Genomic DNA, 13508 nt, shown 5'->3' on the forward strand with positions numbered 1-13508 from the left:
TCAACTATCGGACAACAATTCATTCTGATCAAGGCTTTCAGTATCAGAATCCACGTTGGGTCCGCATTTTAAAGCAACAGCGTATTTTCCAAAGTATGTCACGCAAAGCAACTTGTCTGGATAACGCAGCGATGGAAAGTTTCTTTCACATCATGAAAGCAGAAGTCTATGACCAAAAACAGTTCGACACCTTGGCAGAATTAACCTTAGCCGTATCGAACTGGATCCAATATTATAATGTCACACGAATCAAAACAAAACTGGGTGGTAAGAGCCCGGTTAAATACCGTGTTCTTACCACCCAGAAAGTCGCTTAAAGTTTCGTCCAATATTTGGGGTTCACTTCAGCTTAACCGATGAACGCGGTTAAGCTTTTTTTGCGCAAATAAATCTGGTGTACTGGGAATTAACCAAAACTTAGTCAAAAAAATTAGAAAAAATATTTGACATTTTTAAACGGCTAGAATAAACTTTGAACATCAAACTAATTGAGTTTGAATATTTTGATGCGAGGTGATACATGTGCATGAACTACAAGCAGCAGAGATCCAGCGCTTGATTCCTAATCGTTTTCCAATCTGCTATATTGATCAGGTCACTGAACTAGTGCCGGATCAGCGTATTACCGCGGTTAAGAACGTGACCATTAACGAGGATTTCTTGCAAGGTTATTTTCCAGGTCAGCCCGAAATGCCAGGTACTTTGATCATTGAAACTTTGGCTCAAGCAGCATCAATTTTGATTTTAAAATCACCACAGTTTGCCCATAAAACAGCTTATATTGGCAGTATTCGTCAAGCTACTTTTCACAAGCGCGTCCTACCGGGAGCTGCTTTACGCCTAGAGGTGGAGCTAGTTAAGGTGAAGGCTAATATGGGCGTGGTCGCTACGCGTGCATTAGTGGCAGACGAGTTAGTTTGTACCGCTGAATTGCATTTTGTGGTGCAAGCAACGGCTGGTTGACATTTGAGCGCAGTACCGCTAATATTTTGATTATCAAAGTAATTAGTGAGGAAGAAAATAAAATGACACCACAAGGGCAACGAATCAACGACAAACTTGTCGCGGTTTATAACGATATTGTGCATCTCGAAGAAATCGAGATCAAAAAAAGTCAGTTTAAGGATTTATCGATCAAGGAAATTCATACGATCAATGCAATTGGGATGTATCATCGGAAAACGTCATCAGAAGTGGCGCAAGCTTTAAAGGTGACGCCAGGAACATTAAGCGTATCGATCAATAATTTGGTGCGTAAAGATTATGTTGAACGCCTACGCAGTGACGATGATCACCGAATTATTCACTTAGGGTTAACGCGTCGTGGGCGGCTGATGTACCGGCTCCACCAATCATTTCATCGGCAAATGGTGCAAAGCTTCCTTACTGGCCTCGATCCACAAGAGGTAACGCTGGTGGAAAAAGCCTTAGATAATTTGCAACATTTTTTGGATGAACATGCTTAAGCTAGGCGCTAGCTAATATTCAAGCAATATAAAAGGCAGTAAATAAATCAGTCTGAATTAAGTAAAGGTGGTGGTGATGTGGGTGTGCAAATAACGCAAACCGCACATGCTGTACCGCAAAAAATTATGACCAATCAGGAGCTCAGCCAACTGATGGATACGTCGGACGAATGGATCCGGAGCCGAACGGGGATCCAACAACGCCATATTGCTACAGATGAAACGACGGCTAGTCTGTGTATACAAGTAGCACAGCAATTATTGCAGCAAGCTAAGCTGCCGGCAACCGCACTGGACTTCATTGTTGTTTGTACCATGTCGCCTGATTGTTTTACCCCAGCAACGGCAGCAGTGGTTCAAGGCGCAATTGGTGCGACCAATGCGTTTGCGTATGATATCAATGCCGCTTGCTCTGGCTTTGTTTATGGCTTGAGCGTCGTACAACATTATTTTCAAACGGATCAGCCAGTGCGTGGCTTATTGATCGGCGGCGAGCTGCTTTCCCGATTATTGAATTGGCAAGATCGTACGACGGCCGTTTTGTTCGGTGATGCGGCAGCTGGCGTTTTATTAGAAAATAGCAACACAGCACACTTATTGGCCAGCGACTTAGCAACCTATGGTGAACGCGGGGGGCAGTTAACTGCCGGCTATCGGGGTGGCGCTCGCCAAATGGTTAATTGCATTAACCAAATTAAGCCGTATTTTCAGATGGATGGACGAGCAATTTATACCTTTGCGACCCGCGGCGTTCCTGCTTCAATTCAACGGGCCTTACAACTGGCTAACTTAACGAGTAGGCAAGTAGATCATTTTATTTTGCACCAAGCGAACACGCGAATCATTGCTCAAGTGGCCAAGCGTTTGCAACAGCCGCTGAGTAAATTTCCGCAGAACATGGCGGCCTATGGTAATACTTCAGCCGCCAGCATTCCCTTATTACTTGATGAATGTGTCAAAAGTGGTCGCATTAAACGCGGCGATATCCTGGTACTAAGCGGCTTTGGCGGCGGCTTAACCGTAGGCACACAAATTATAATTTATTAAAATGGAGGCAACACACATGAATAAATCAGAAATTTTTAACAAAGTACAGGCAATCATTATGGAACAACTGGACAAAGGCGCTGACGAGGTGACTTTGACGACTAACTTTAAAAGTAATTTAAATGCGGATAGTCTAGATGTTTTTGAGATCATCAACGAAATCGAAGATGAATTTGACGTCAAGATTGAAACTGATGAAGAAATTGCTACAGTTAGTGACTTAGTTGATTTCGTAGCCCAGCAGTTGGCATAAATAGAAAGAAGGTGGGGCTAATGAGTCCTTTTATGCAATCGTTGGGGCTGAAGTACCCCATTTTTCAAGGCGGTATGGCGTGGGTCGCTAATGGTGAACTGGCAGCGGCTGTCGCTAATGCTGGGGGCCTTGGCATTATTGGTAGCGGACATGCCCCAGCCGCAATCGTCGCTAAGGAAATCGCCGCTGCAAAGGCATTGACTGATAAACCATTTGGCGTCAACGTGATGTTATTGTCGCCACACGTGGAAGAAGTTGTTCAAGTCGTATTACAGGCGCAAGTTGCGGTGGTGACCACTGGCGCTGGCAATCCCGCCAAATATATTCCAGCGTTCAAAGCAGCTGGTATCAAAGTGATCCCGGTGGTGCCTTCAGTTGGACTGGCGCGAATCATGGAACGCGTTGGTGTCGATGCCGTGATTGCTGAAGGAATGGAGTCAGGCGGTCACGTTGGCAGTATGACAACGATGGCCTTGATTCCGCAAGTTGTTGATGCCGTTAATATTCCTGTGATCGCGGCTGGTGGGATTGGTGACGGTCGCGGTGTTGCAGCGGCCTTAATGCTAGGCGCTGCTGGTGTACAAATGGGGACACGCTTCTTAGCTGCTAAAGAATGTCACATCCATGAAAAATACAAAGCGGCGGTCTTGAAGGCTAAAGATATTGATACATTGGTGACTGGCGCTTATATTGGCCACCCAGCACGGGTATTGAAAAATAAAATGAGTCGGCAATTTGTGATTGCAGAAAAAAGTGCTGCCGTCCATGACGACAATGACTTTGCGGCAGTCGAAGAGATTGCTAATGGTAGTTTGCGCCGTGCTGTTGAAACTGGTGATGATGTCACGGGTTCGTATATGGCGGGTCAAATTGCTGGCTTGATCAAAACTGAAACGGATTGTGCCACTATTTTACAGGAAACAATTGCTCAGGCGCAAGCATGCTTACAACATGGCGTCACGGGTAACTATTTATAGAATAGGAGGGCTGCGCAATGCAAGTCGCATATTTATTTAGTGGCCAAGGTGCCGAACGCGCCGGAATGGGTGCTGAATTTTATCAACATAATTTACAATTTAAGCAGGCATTTGACCAAGCCAGTCAGATCTTAGAGCTTGATTTACCGCAACTTTGTTTTACGGCTGATTCGCGCTTGCAAACAACTGAATACGCGCAACCGGCGTTAGTGGCCTTAAACTGGGCTTTATATCAAGCAAGTCAGGCACAACTACCACCAGCTAACGCGTTGCTAGGCTTAAGTTTAGGCGAATATGGTGCGTTGCTGGCAGGTGGCCAATTAACGCTGAACGATGGACTGATGCTAGTTAAAGCCCGCGGACACCTGATGGCGCAAGCGTGTCAGCAACAAGCTGGTGAAATGGTCGTGGTGCTAAAAGCGAGTGCCGCACAAATTGAAGCAGCGTGTGTGGCAGGTCAGCAGCAAGGCGCTGTGATGGTGGCTAACTATAATTCACCGCAACAAGTAGTGCTTGGTGGCACAACTGCTGGTATTGCCGCCGCTGTTGCTTATTTACGGGCACAGGGAGTGAAACGAATTCTACCGTTGCCGGTTAGCGGTGCATTCCACACACCATTAATGCAATCAGCCGCTACGGCGTTCACGCCTTACTTAGCTCAGTGTTGTTTCAGTGCCGGAGAACTTCCCGTCTGGAGCAACACAACTTGTACACCTTTTACGGCGGCGACTTTAGCCACTACCTTAGCACAACAAATGGTGCAACCAACCCATTTTGCGGCTTGCATTAAGGCGCTAGTGCAGCAGGGTGTTGATACGTTTGTTGAATTTGGTCCAGCACCAGTCTTGGCACGGTTAGTTAAACAAACGGCACCGCATGCACAGGTTTATCAAGTGGCTGATCCAGAAAGTTTGACTAATACAGTCATTGAACTGGAGGTGGCACATGGAATTACAAGGTAAAACGGTACTGATCACTGGCAGTTCACGCGGAATCGGCGCCGCCATGGCATTAGCATTTGCCGAAAAAGGGGCCAATATTGTCCTGAATAGTCGGCGTCCAATCGCGATGCAACAAATAGTGCGCATTAAAGCATATGGCGTTGATTGCATTGGGGTCGTTGGTGATGTTACCAAGGACGCTGCGGCAATGATTGATTCGGTGTTGGCTCATTTTGGTCAATTAGATGTGCTGGTTAATAATGCCGGTGTCACTGCTGATAAATTAATGATACGTATGTCAACGGCTGATTTTGAGCAAACATTGCAGACTAATTTGGTGGGAACATTCAATTTGATCAAGCAGAGTTTGCGGCCAATGTTCAAGCAACGTGCTGGCTGCATTATCAATCTGGCCAGTGTGGTGGCGTTGACTGGGAATATCGGTCAGGCTAATTACGCAGCGAGTAAGGCAGGTATTATCGGGTTAACTAAATCAGTAGCACGTGAAGCAGCACTGCGACAAGTACGCTGCAATGTGCTGGCGCCGGGGATGATCGATACTGCAATGACGCAAGTGCTCAGTGAAAAAGTCAAAACACAGGTGATTACGGAAATTCCGCTGCGGCGTTTTGGTCAACCAAAAGAAGTCGCCCAAGCAGCTATTTTTTTAGCCGAAAATGAGTATTTAACCGGTCAGACACTGGCAATCGATGGTGGCATGACCATGTGTTAAGCCGAATTTTGAGTAGGAGCCTGTCCGTCTTGCCGCACTTTGGCATAGGAGGAAGGACATCCGTAGGGAAAATAGAGATTTCTGGTAACAGAAATTAATCCCTAAGATTTTGAGTAGGAGCCTGTCCGTCTTGCCGCACTTCGGCATAGGAGGAAGGACATCCGTAGGGAAAATAGAGATTTCTGGTAACAGAAATTGATCCTTTAAGATTTTGAGTAGGAGCCTGTCCGTCTTGCCGCACTTCGGCATAGGAGGAAGGACATCCGTAGGGAAAATGAAGATTTCTGGTAACAGAAATTAATCCTTAGAATTTTGAGTAGGAGCCTGTCCGTCTTGCCGCACTTCGGCATAGGAGGAAGGACATCCGTAGGGAAAATAGAGATTTCTGGTAACAGAAATTAATCCCTAAGATTTTGAGTAGGAGGGTTTTATATGACGCAACGAGTAGTGGTAACTGGCATGGGTGCGGTGACGCCGTTAGGAAACGATGTCACGACCACGATGACCCAGATCAATGCTGGTCACGTCGGTTTTGCACCAATCACTAAATTTGACGCTACCGATACTGGCATCAATTTGGCCGGCGAATTGAAGAATTTTGCAGTAACAACGCGATTGGATAAGCGCTTGAGTAAACGTTTGGATCTGTTTTCTCAATATGCGTTGTATAGCGCATTAGAAGCTGCCGAACAAGCTGGATTAACGGCGGAGGTCGTGGCACCAGAACGTTTAGGCGTCATCGTTGGCTCGGGTATTGGTGGATTGACCACGATTGAAGCGCAAGTTACAAAAATGAACGCTAAGGGGCCGCAACGTGTTTCGCCGTTGTTTGTGCCAGAGTCAATCGTTAACATGGCGGCGGGTAATGTGGCGTTACAGTTTAACGCCCGTAATATTTGTACCGCGGTGGTAACAGCTTGTTCATCGGGAACTAACGCAATTGGTGATGCGTTCCGTGAAATTCAAAGTGGCCGTGCCGATATGATGATTGCTGGTGGCGCTGAAGCACCGATCAACCAAATCGGTATTGCTGGTTTTGCGGCGTTGTCTGCTTTATCGACGGCTACTGATCCACAACGTGCATCAATTCCTTTTGATGTTGACCGTGACGGTTTTGTGATGGGGGAAGGTGCTGGAATGCTGATCCTGGAAAGTTTTGACCACGCGCAACAACGTGGGGCGACGATTTATGGCGAAGTTACTGGTTACGGCAGTACCTGTGATGCTTACCACATGACTGCCCCTGATCCAACCGGTGCGCAAGCCGCCCGCGCCATGCAATTAGCTATTGATGAAACAGGCTTAACCACTGGTGATTTTGGCTACGTGAATGCGCATGGAACTAGTACACAAGCCAACGATAATGCTGAAGCCGCTGCAATCAACCAAATATTTAAAACGCCTGTTTTAGTGAGTAGCACTAAAAGCATGACTGGCCATTTATTAGGTGCTGGCGGTGCGATTGAAGCCGTGATCACTTTAGCAGCATTGCGGCAGCAGCAATTACCACTTAATGTTGGTGTCGCAACGCAAGATCCAGCTTGTCCGGTGCAGCTAGTGACTGCAGCTAATCAAAATCAGCCAGTAGCCAATGCGCTGAGTAATTCATTTGGCTTTGGTGGGCACAATGCGGTGTTGGCGTTGAGAAAGTGGGCGTGAGTAAGTGAATAAGGATGACATTCAGCAGTTAATGCAACAGTTTGATCAAAGCCAACTGAATGAATTCGCGTTGAAAAATGCTGATTTTGAATTACACTTCAGCAAGCAAACGCCTGCTGTTAATGCAGCGCCAGTAATCACAACGCCTAAAGCAGCACCGGTATTACCAACGATTCAAGCGCCATTAGTGGGCGTGGTCTACCTTGCCGCAGCCCCAGACCAACCAGTCTACAAAAAAGTGGGCGATCATGTGGCCGTTGGCGAAGTTGTTTGTGTGATTGAAGCCATGAAAATGATGAACGAAGTTAAAAGTGAGCTTAGTGGCACGGTGGCAGCAATTTTAGTCGATAATGAAGCGATGGTCGACTACCATCAAGCACTGTTTGAAATTACACCAGATACAGCCGACTAATTTGAACGAAGAGGAGTTTAGCAATGTTAAATGTAACTGAGATCCAAGCGATTATCCCCCATCGTTACCCCATGTTATTAGTTGATAAAGTTTTGACTTTAGTGCCCGGTGAAAGTGTGGTCGCTCAAAAAAATGTCACCATCAACGAACCATTTTTTCAAGGTCATTTTCCAGGTAATCCAGTGATGCCAGGTGTGTTACAGATTGAAGCCTTAGCCCAAGCTGGTGCCATCACAATTTTAAGCTTACCGCAATTTAAGGGTAAAACGGCTTACTTTGGTGGCATCACTAAGGCTAAATTTCGGCAAATGGTGCGGCCCGGCGACATTTTGCGCTTGGAACTAACGCTAACTAAGTTACGCGATCACGCAGGTAGTGGTAAAGGCACAATCACAGTTGACGGCAATGTTGTCTGTACGGCTGAGCTGATTTTTGCGATCGAGTAGCGTTTCAATAAATAGTAGCGGTAGAAAAATTAAAAGTAGGTGAAATAAATGTTTCAAAAAGTCTTAGTTGCTAATCGCGGCGAAATTGCAGTCCGAATCATTCAAACTTTACGTGAGTTGGCGATTGCTAGTGTGGCAATCTATTCAGAGGCTGATGCAGAAAGTCTACATGTACAGCTGGCTGATGAGGCGGTGTGCGTTGGTGGCGCGGCGGTACAATCTTCTTATCTAAATCGGCAGAATATTTTGAACGCGGCTATCTTAACCGGTGCTGACGCCATTCATCCTGGCTTTGGTTTTTTAGCGGAAAATGCGAGCTTTGCGGAATTATGCGCGGCCTGTCAAATCACCTTTATTGGACCGCGTGCTGCCACCATTGAATTAATGGGCAATAAAGCGAATGCACGTGAGTTTATGCGCCAAGCTGCGGTGCCGGTGATTCCTGGTAGCGACGGCTTTATTGAAACATTGGCTCAAGCCCAAGCCGTTGCCACAACGATTGGCTATCCATTGTTACTAAAAGCAGCGGCCGGTGGTGGTGGTAAAGGAATTCGCCGCGTTGACCGTGCAACTGACTTAGCACCACAGTTTGTAGCGGCGCAAGAAGAGGCAGAATTGACCTTTGGTGATCGGCAAATGTACATTGAAAAAGTATTGACCAATGCTAAACATATTGAAGTGCAAGTTTTTCGTGATCACACTGGCCAAACGGTCGCATTTCCAGAGCGTGATTGCTCGGCGCAACGGCACCATCAAAAAGTGCTAGAAGAGAGTCCTTGTATTTTACTAGCGGCGGCCAAGCGCCAGCAATTACAGCAATTAGCCCGCCAAGCGACGATAGCGATGGATTATTTGAATACTGGCACCTTAGAATTTCTCATGGATCAGCAGCAACATTTTTATTTTATGGAAATGAATACGCGGATTCAGGTTGAGCATCCGGTAACGGAAATGGTGACGGGTATCGACTTGATCCGCGAGCAGATTTTAGTGGCTGCAGGTGTGGCGCTATCATTTAGGCAGGCTGATATTCAGATTCGCGGCCATGCCATTGAATGCCGATTAAATGCTGAGGACCCGTTACACGATTTTATGCCGTCGGCGGGAACAATTGACTATTTGTACTGGCCATTAGGTGGGCTGGGAACGCGCATTGATAGCGGCGTTTATGCTGGTAGTGTGTTGCCACCTTTTTATGACTCAATGATTGCCAAATTGATCACATTTAGTCCAACGCGCGAACAAGCAATTAAAAAAATGGCGCGCTTATTGCAAGAACTTGTTATTCGTGGCGTAACGACCACCCAACAATTTGAGCAAGCGTTACTAACCGATCCGGAGTATTTGGCCGGCACGTTAACGACCAACGCACTTAGTCAGCGCTTTTTACCGCAATGGTTAGCCCAACAAAAATTAGGAGATGAGCGCCATGCGGCTATTTAAACGACGCCAGTACATTAAGTTGCCTGCACAAGGTGAATTACAGCGTCGCCGTGATCAGGTACCAGCTGATTTATGGCAGCAATGTCCTATTTGCCAAAAAACGTGTTACACCAAGGAACTGACGACATTTAACGTTTGTCCGCATTGTCAGTATGGCTTTCGGCTAACAGCACGGGCCCGGTTACAGCAATTAACGGCAACTTTTCAGGAATGGGATGCAACTTTAGCGTCAACCGATCCGTTAAAATTTCCAGGTTATGCGACTAAATTAGCGCAAGCACAAAAGAGCACACAATTAAACGATAGCGTCTTAACTGGTTATGCCCGATTAGGTCAGCAAGCGTGCGCCTTAGGTATTATGGATGCGCATTTTATGATGGGTAGTATGGGCACAGTCACTGGCGAGAAAATTACGCGCTTATTCGAGCGCGCTACTCAAGCGCGCTTGGCGGTTGTTTTGTTCACCGCATCTGGTGGTGCGCGGATGCAAGAAGGTATTCATTCTTTGATGCAAATGACCAAGGTCAGTCAGGCGGTCGCAGCGCATAGTGCCGCGGGGTTATTGTATATTACCGTTTTAACGGATCCAACAACTGGTGGGGTAACAGCTAGTTTTGCGATGCAAGGTGATATTATTTTAGCCGAACCACATGCGCTGGTCGGCTTTGCGGGGCGGCGCGTGATCGAGCAAACAATTAATGCTCAATTACCAGCTGATTTTCAGCGCGCTGAACAAGTACAACAAGCCGGTTTTATTGATCGTATTGTGCCTCGTGCGCAAATGAAAACTACGTTGCAACGTTTGCTACAATTACATGAAGTAGGAGGTGGCGCGCATCAAGCTAGGTAAAAAAAGTGCTGAGCAAGTCGTTTTAGCCGCCCGTTCTGTGAATAAAGTAACGCCATTTGCCCTCGCCCAATTAATTTTCACTGACTTTATCGAATTACATGGTGATCGTGCGCTAGGCGATGATCCAGCAATTTGTGGCGGTCTGGCCAAACTAGGTGAGCAGCCAGTAACCGTGATCACCACAGTTAAAGGGCAACAATTAGATGAAAAAATTGCAACCCATTTTGGTAGCCCTGAGCCTGCTGGTTATCGTAAAGCACTACGACTGATGCAACAAGCGGCTAAATTTAAGCGCCCAATCATTAATTTAGTCGATACGCCTGGTGCTTACCCTGGTAAGGCAGCTGAAGAGCATGGTCAAGGCACAGCAATCGCCACGACGATCATGACGGCAAGCCAATTACCAGTGCCAATGATTACGCTTATTACTGGTGAAGGTGGCAGTGGTGGCGCTTTGGCTTTGGCCAGCGCGGATCAAGTTTGGATGCTAGAAAATAGTATTTACGCCATTCTATCACCAGAAGGCTTTGCAACTATTTTATGGAAAGATAGTGCTCGGGCAAGTGAGGCGGCTGAATTAATGCAATTAACACCAGATAAGCTATTGGCGCAAGGCATTATCGAAGCTATTATTCCAGAAACAGCACCGCAACGCTTAGTAAAAACGGTCCGAAAAAAATTGCAACGCGAAATTAGTGTGCTACAACAATTAACGCCGGATGCTTTGTTACAACAACGCCAGCAACGCTTTCGCCACTTCTGAAAACTTCATACCAAGCAAACCGCTTTCTTTGGTATAATAGAGCTGTTAACAGAATGGAGGCAAAAAAATGGCAGTTTATCAATCGTCCGTCGTGGTGACACCGCAAGACTATACACAGTTAAAGCTTACGGCTGCAGACTACGCGAAGCAATTAATGGCACAACAGTTTACTGAATTATTGAAACGTTCAGTGACTGATGCTGAAGTCAAAATTTACGATCAGCAAGTACTACCAGGTAAAACTGAAGCAGTTGAATACTTTGGTCAATTAATATAAGTACAAGTAGTTGATTTTGCGTATTGATTCTCGTCCAACAGCAACCTATAATAGAAAACGTCCAGCAAAAGGGTGCGCGATTAGTGGTTAGATCGTAGTTGGAGGCGAGAACATGCGGAAAATCAACTTCAAAAATCGTGCTAAAAACCGCAAAATATCTGCGACAGGATCACATGATTTTAAAGATTTAATCCGGCAAGAACAACAATCAAGCCACGATTTTCGTCGCTTACAAGATAAATTTGCTAAATTGATCGTTAATTATAAAAAGAAACCAAAATAAAAAAGTGAAAGCCGCTCTGGCTTTCACTTTTTTTCTAGATTTTTAGCGTATCGGTATTTTGTGTAAACTGATTTAAATGGTCTGTGATCAAATCGACTTCTTTTTTCAAGGAATTGTATTGGTCAGGTGTGAAATCAAGGTGTGTTAAGCAACTATTGACCCGCGTATAGATTTCATCGCGCTTCGTTAATGCCTTTTGTGTTAAATAGATCAACACACGTCGTTCATCGACTTTATCGCGGCGGCGTTCAACCCAGTCATCTTTTTCCAATCGTTTCAACAATGGGGTCAGTGTCCCACTATCTAAGTTAAGGTAGCGGCCAAGATCATTGACGGTCAAGGTATTGTGTTCCCATAAAGCCAATAAGGCAATGTACTGCGGATAAGTCAGATGGAAGGGTGCCAATGCAGTTGCATAATATTTGTTGTATTGTTTCTGCGCTGTGTAAAGTGAAAAGCAGAGTTGCTCTTCTAATCGAATCGGCTTTGTCATAAATATGTCCCCCTAAATTACCGGTCACAAAGCGAGTTTGTAACTTAAACTGCTATAAAATACGTGTAAATCATTCTCTATTACATTTTACACAATTTTATTGCATTAGTCAGTACCTTTGCTTAATTAATTTGGGTTTACAGAGACTGAACTCAGGTTTTAATTATAAAAATACCCATGATCAGCTGATCATGGGTATGGAAACTAATCGTGGCTAAACAGGCGGGCCCAAAAACTCTTCTTGGGTGCAGTAATTGCAGAAGAACTAGCCATCGACAAACTAGATGCCGAAGATGACTTATTTGCTTGACTGGCCGTGCTTGTAGCGGAGGCAGCGCTTGGTGCGATCGCAGCGCTACTAGTAGCAGCGACTGCCTGATTACTGGCTGCAGTATTATGAACTTCAATTGCCTTTAGTAAATGCTCGTAATTGTTGTTAGTTTGATCCAGTTGCTCTTTTAATTGATGGATCTGAGTTACAACTTGCGCATTTTGGTCAGTTAATTGCTTCAGTGTGTATAGAATTGGTGCTAGACTATCTTCGCCAGCAACTTGAGGGGCCGCACTAGTTGCTGAAGTTGCTGGTAAGCTAGCCGCGCTAGTTTCAGCAGCGTCATCCGAGTTAATGATCTGTTGTTCGAAAACTTCGCTGATTGCGTCTTTTAACGTTTTACTGTGTTCTTTTTTGATTTGATTGACTTGCGCCAAATCCTTAATATTTTGTGTAGAATAAAGGCGGCCATTATTTTGATCACGGTGGAAGTAATCAGTGTGACCGGTTGTCTTCTCAACTAATCCAGAATAAGCACGCAAAGTCTGCGGGCTAATATCTAATTCATCAGCTGCTTGTCTAGGCGTTTGATATTCTTGCCCCGAAACGTTTTTCATGAAAAATCATCCTTTTTAGTTAATTACTAAGTTTTAGCGTAAAAATAGCACCGAATTTAATTAAAGTTAATTCAGTGTGAATATGTTTGAAAAAGTACTGGGCTGAATCTGAGTGGTTTACTAAGTAATGATCAGGTTCAGCTCACTTAAATCATAGTTTACGGTGACTGTCAGGCTTCTTGTATAACGCTTTTACCACAAAGTTGAACAGCAATATGATAGTAATCATGCGCTAAGTTAAGCGCGCTTGAAACGGCGCTTGATTCATTATACCGCACTAATCGGCTACTGTCAGGCAGTTTTGTACAATTTTATAATCAGCGCGCTTAATTTTTTTGCTGTTGCCGATGAAAACTGATCAGCGTCATGATCACAACAAAACTAAAGCCAAAGAAAACTGCAACGGCCTTACCAACAGTAACTAAGCCATCGATCTCAAGTGCGCAATAATAGGCGAAATAAGCAATCACGTTGACAACTAAGCTAGCTAAGCTATTTAATTTAACCGTAGTTAGAATACCGATGATAATAAAGCCAATCGTGCATAATAGTGCTAAGATCATAGAGAAGCACCTCT

The 13508-nt window shown here is 45.2% G+C and carries 19 protein-coding genes; 16 read left to right on the forward strand and 3 right to left on the reverse strand.

What is annotated here, in order from left to right; genetic code table 11:
• The 16 genes from EKM80_RS09910 to EKM80_RS14900 form a co-directional block, all read left to right on the forward strand.
• Nucleotides 1-317, forward strand: a 317-nt coding sequence (locus EKM80_RS09910) for an IS3 family transposase (protein ID WP_164509544.1), incomplete at its 5' end; no start/stop codon positions are given.
• Between the two features lie 205 nt (nt 318-522).
• Nucleotides 523-963 carry a 3-hydroxyacyl-ACP dehydratase FabZ gene (gene fabZ, locus EKM80_RS09915; RefSeq protein WP_125552970.1) on the forward strand — a complete coding sequence of 147 codons (441 nt, stop codon included), beginning with the start codon at nt 523-525 and terminating at the stop codon, nt 961-963.
• 62 nt (nt 964-1025) lie between these two features.
• The gene (locus EKM80_RS09920; RefSeq protein WP_125552971.1) at nt 1026-1466 is read left to right on the forward strand and encodes a MarR family winged helix-turn-helix transcriptional regulator; all 441 of its coding nucleotides are present in this window, start codon (nt 1026-1028) and stop codon (nt 1464-1466) included.
• Between the two features lie 78 nt (nt 1467-1544).
• The gene (locus EKM80_RS09925; protein WP_125552972.1) at nt 1545-2513 is read left to right on the forward strand and encodes a beta-ketoacyl-ACP synthase III; all 969 of its coding nucleotides are present in this window, start codon (nt 1545-1547) and stop codon (nt 2511-2513) included.
• 16 nt (nt 2514-2529) lie between these two features.
• Nucleotides 2530-2766 (forward strand): acyl carrier protein, encoded by a 237-nt coding sequence (acpP, locus tag EKM80_RS09930; protein ID WP_125552973.1) that lies wholly within the window; start codon nt 2530-2532, stop codon nt 2764-2766.
• 20 nt (nt 2767-2786) lie between these two features.
• On the forward strand, nt 2787-3743 hold the full coding sequence (fabK, locus tag EKM80_RS09935) for an enoyl-[acyl-carrier-protein] reductase FabK (RefSeq protein ID WP_125552974.1): 957 nt from the start codon (nt 2787-2789) through the stop codon (nt 3741-3743).
• Between the two features lie 17 nt (nt 3744-3760).
• Nucleotides 3761-4705, forward strand: a complete 945-nt coding sequence (locus EKM80_RS09940) for an ACP S-malonyltransferase (RefSeq protein ID WP_125552975.1) — start codon at nt 3761-3763, stop codon at nt 4703-4705.
• On the forward strand, nt 4689-5417 hold the full coding sequence (locus tag EKM80_RS09945) for a 3-oxoacyl-ACP reductase family protein (RefSeq protein WP_125552976.1): 729 nt from the start codon (nt 4689-4691) through the stop codon (nt 5415-5417). The genes EKM80_RS09940 and EKM80_RS09945 overlap by 17 nt, the downstream gene beginning before the upstream one ends.
• A gap of 432 nt (nt 5418-5849) precedes the next feature.
• On the forward strand, nt 5850-7076 hold the full coding sequence (gene fabF, locus EKM80_RS09950; protein WP_125552977.1) for a beta-ketoacyl-ACP synthase II: 1227 nt from the start codon (nt 5850-5852) through the stop codon (nt 7074-7076).
• Nucleotides 7077-7080: 4 nt separating this feature from the next.
• Complete coding sequence (locus EKM80_RS09955) at nt 7081-7488, forward strand: acetyl-CoA carboxylase biotin carboxyl carrier protein (protein WP_125552978.1); 408 nt, start codon at nt 7081-7083, stop codon at nt 7486-7488.
• Between the two features lie 23 nt (nt 7489-7511).
• Nucleotides 7512-7934, forward strand: coding sequence for a 3-hydroxyacyl-ACP dehydratase FabZ (fabZ, locus tag EKM80_RS09960; protein WP_125552979.1), 423 nt, complete (start codon nt 7512-7514; stop codon nt 7932-7934).
• 48 nt (nt 7935-7982) lie between these two features.
• Nucleotides 7983-9377 (forward strand): acetyl-CoA carboxylase biotin carboxylase subunit, encoded by a 1395-nt coding sequence (locus EKM80_RS09965; RefSeq protein ID WP_125552980.1) that lies wholly within the window; start codon nt 7983-7985, stop codon nt 9375-9377.
• On the forward strand, nt 9364-10227 hold the full coding sequence (gene accD / locus EKM80_RS09970) for an acetyl-CoA carboxylase, carboxyltransferase subunit beta (protein ID WP_125552981.1): 864 nt from the start codon (nt 9364-9366) through the stop codon (nt 10225-10227). The genes EKM80_RS09965 and accD overlap by 14 nt, the downstream gene beginning before the upstream one ends.
• Nucleotides 10205-10990, forward strand: a complete 786-nt coding sequence (accA, locus tag EKM80_RS09975; protein ID WP_125552982.1) for a carboxyltransferase subunit alpha — start codon at nt 10205-10207, stop codon at nt 10988-10990. Before accD ends, accA begins: the two co-directional genes overlap by 23 nt.
• A gap of 67 nt (nt 10991-11057) precedes the next feature.
• On the forward strand, nt 11058-11267 hold the full coding sequence (locus tag EKM80_RS09980; protein WP_125552983.1) for a hypothetical protein: 210 nt from the start codon (nt 11058-11060) through the stop codon (nt 11265-11267).
• Nucleotides 11268-11379: 112 nt separating this feature from the next.
• Nucleotides 11380-11550 (forward strand): hypothetical protein, encoded by a 171-nt coding sequence (locus EKM80_RS14900; RefSeq protein ID WP_164509545.1) that lies wholly within the window; start codon nt 11380-11382, stop codon nt 11548-11550.
• 34 nt (nt 11551-11584) lie between these two features.
• Here EKM80_RS14900 and EKM80_RS09985 read toward each other — a convergent pair whose 3' ends face one another.
• From EKM80_RS09985 to EKM80_RS09995, 3 genes are all read right to left on the reverse strand, one after another.
• Nucleotides 11585-12043 (reverse strand): MarR family winged helix-turn-helix transcriptional regulator, encoded by a 459-nt coding sequence (locus EKM80_RS09985; RefSeq protein WP_125552984.1) that lies wholly within the window; start codon nt 12041-12043, stop codon nt 11585-11587.
• A gap of 204 nt (nt 12044-12247) precedes the next feature.
• Nucleotides 12248-12931, reverse strand: coding sequence for a helix-turn-helix domain-containing protein (locus EKM80_RS09990; protein WP_125552985.1), 684 nt, complete (start codon nt 12929-12931; stop codon nt 12248-12250).
• A gap of 326 nt (nt 12932-13257) precedes the next feature.
• Nucleotides 13258-13494, reverse strand: a complete 237-nt coding sequence (locus EKM80_RS09995; RefSeq protein WP_125552986.1) for a hypothetical protein — start codon at nt 13492-13494, stop codon at nt 13258-13260.
• Nucleotides 13495-13508 lie beyond the last annotated feature (14 nt).

Source organism: Loigolactobacillus jiayinensis (assembly GCF_003946445.1).
GTDB classification, from domain to species: Bacteria; Bacillota; Bacilli; order Lactobacillales; family Lactobacillaceae; genus Loigolactobacillus; species Loigolactobacillus jiayinensis.

Excerpts from the sequence above, each read along its gene's own strand:
- EKM80_RS09920 (WP_125552971.1), top strand. The coding sequence starts at position 1,026 with ATGACACCACAAGGGCAACGAATCAACGACAAACTTGTCGCGGTTTAT.
- acpP (WP_125552973.1), top strand. The coding sequence starts at position 2,530 with ATGAATAAATCAGAAATTTTTAACAAAGTACAGGCAATCATTATGGAA.
- fabK (WP_125552974.1), top strand. The coding sequence starts at position 2,787 with ATGAGTCCTTTTATGCAATCGTTGGGGCTGAAGTACCCCATTTTTCAA.
- EKM80_RS09940 (WP_125552975.1), top strand. The coding sequence starts at position 3,761 with ATGCAAGTCGCATATTTATTTAGTGGCCAAGGTGCCGAACGCGCCGGA.
- EKM80_RS09945 (WP_125552976.1), top strand. The coding sequence starts at position 4,689 with ATGGAATTACAAGGTAAAACGGTACTGATCACTGGCAGTTCACGCGGA.
- fabF (WP_125552977.1), top strand. The coding sequence starts at position 5,850 with ATGACGCAACGAGTAGTGGTAACTGGCATGGGTGCGGTGACGCCGTTA.
- fabZ (WP_125552979.1), top strand. The coding sequence starts at position 7,512 with ATGTTAAATGTAACTGAGATCCAAGCGATTATCCCCCATCGTTACCCC.
- EKM80_RS09965 (WP_125552980.1), top strand. The coding sequence starts at position 7,983 with ATGTTTCAAAAAGTCTTAGTTGCTAATCGCGGCGAAATTGCAGTCCGA.
- accD (WP_125552981.1), top strand. The coding sequence starts at position 9,364 with ATGCGGCTATTTAAACGACGCCAGTACATTAAGTTGCCTGCACAAGGT.
- EKM80_RS09980 (WP_125552983.1), top strand. The coding sequence starts at position 11,058 with ATGGCAGTTTATCAATCGTCCGTCGTGGTGACACCGCAAGACTATACA.
- EKM80_RS14900 (WP_164509545.1), top strand. The coding sequence starts at position 11,380 with ATGCGGAAAATCAACTTCAAAAATCGTGCTAAAAACCGCAAAATATCT.
- EKM80_RS09985 (WP_125552984.1), bottom strand. The coding sequence starts at position 12,043 with ATGACAAAGCCGATTCGATTAGAAGAGCAACTCTGCTTTTCACTTTAC.
- EKM80_RS09990 (WP_125552985.1), bottom strand. The coding sequence starts at position 12,931 with ATGAAAAACGTTTCGGGGCAAGAATATCAAACGCCTAGACAAGCAGCT.
- EKM80_RS09995 (WP_125552986.1), bottom strand. The coding sequence starts at position 13,494 with ATGATCTTAGCACTATTATGCACGATTGGCTTTATTATCATCGGTATT.